We start from the raw sequence: 1,626 nt of genomic DNA, 5'->3' as shown, positions 1-1,626 counted from the left end.
ATTTTTACCAAAAGTTGCGGACTGAGCGCGTCCAGTCCTTCCAGCGTCCAGAGGGCGTGGAGCCTGCCTAGCGCGTTGGGGGCTTCCGTAGCCATGCGTTGCAGGGCCGGAATGTCAGCGGTGGCTTGGCGATCGGTGAGCAGTCGCTGGGCCGTGCGCCGCCACCAGCCGTTCGGGTCGGCGAGTTTCTGGCGCAGTTCGGCGTTGGTGAGTTCACGGGCAAGGTCCCGTTGCCAGGTGGCGGGAGGGGTACCCTTGGGCGTGATGCGGTACAGGCGACCCTTGTCGGTGCCGTTGTAAAGTGCACCCGATTGAACTACCTCGTCGGCCATCCACTCGGGATGTTCGATAATCTGACGGTAGTAGTCCGTTACGTACAGCGCCCCATCCGGGCCGGTGTACAGATTAACCGGGCGAAACCACGCATCGGTCGAAGCTAGGAATTCCTTATCAGGGTACAAGCGACTGGCGGTGAAAGTCGCGCCCGCATCGCGCAGCACATCGGCGTGAATGAGGTTGCTGACGGGCTCGGCCACGAACGATACACGGTCGAAAGGCGCGGGAAAAAGCCCGCCCTGGTAATAATTGGAGCCGCAGGCGGACGTAAAAACGCCCAGATCGGTTAACAGCTGGTTAAGCGGATTTTTGGTAATAGAGAATACCTCCGCTGCTGCGCCGTGGTCCGAAATCGTCTGCGTAGCATTGGCCACCAACAGATTAGGATTGCGGTTCAGGTATTCCGCCGGTACCACCTGGTGCATGGCGTGGTTCGCGTTGCTCACCACAAAATACCGTCCCCACGCATCGAAGGTATGGCCGAACTGGGTTTTGCCCGAAAGCATTTCCAGCCCCGCGCGGTCGGGTCGGAATCGCACGCCACGTCCCTGGGCGTTGTCGGGTAGGCGGGGGCTGTCTTTTCCGCCAGGATAATGGATATCACTGCCCCGGTCGCCAAATTCTTTCTGGAAAGCCTGTGTTGAAACGGCTCCCTCGTGACCGAGGTAGATCCAATTATCGAGGCCCAGTAGGGGGGAATTGAGATTGTGCTGCGGATTAGAGCGTGCGAAACCCGTCAGGAGCGTATCCCGGATTTCGGCCCGTCCGTCGCCATCGGCATCTTCGAGGTACAGCACATGAGGTGCATCCGTGACGATCAAGCCCTGCTTCCAGCGCATAATACCCGTCGGCAGTGTCAGCCCCTCGGCGAATACCTGGCTGCGGTCCATCCGGCCATCCTGATCGGTATCGGTCAGTAGCACGACTTTACCCGAGCCGCTGAGTTCGAGCGGGTAGCCGTGCATCTCGACCATGTACAGGCGACCCCGTTCGTCGATTTCCATCGCCACGGGATCGGAAATAAGCGGTTCACTGGCGACCAACTCAATCTGAAAGCCCTCGGCCAGTTGGAAGGTCGCCAGGGCATCTTCCGGCGACACATCGGCCAAAGGTACCTGACGGCTGCTCAGGATTAGTAAGCTGCCGAAGAGTAGCAGGGTGGAAAGGAGCTTAGGAAGGGCTTTTTCCAACATCCGGCTTACAGGTTGAGGTAAGGAGATTTGTCTCGTGGTTTCCATCGATACAAAGTCCTGATGGCCGTCAACTTACTGGTAGAGGGCTTGTGGCAAG

The 1,626-nt window shown here is 58.8% G+C and carries 1 protein-coding gene; it reads right to left on the bottom strand.

Translation table 11 applies throughout. The features are described from left to right. Window positions 1-1,529, bottom strand: a 1,529-nt coding sequence (locus WBQ70_RS08150) for a PVC-type heme-binding CxxCH protein (protein WP_423912742.1), incomplete at its 3' end; no start/stop codon positions are given. Between the last annotated feature and the right edge of the window lie 97 nt (window positions 1,530-1,626).

It is taken from the genome of Flavobacterium sp., assembly GCF_049590715.1.
In the GTDB taxonomy this organism is placed as follows: domain Bacteria; phylum Bacteroidota; class Bacteroidia; order Flavobacteriales; family Flavobacteriaceae; genus Flavobacterium.
Note: the sequence above shows the minus strand (reverse complement) of the source record. Positions and strands in the feature narration are given on the sequence as shown.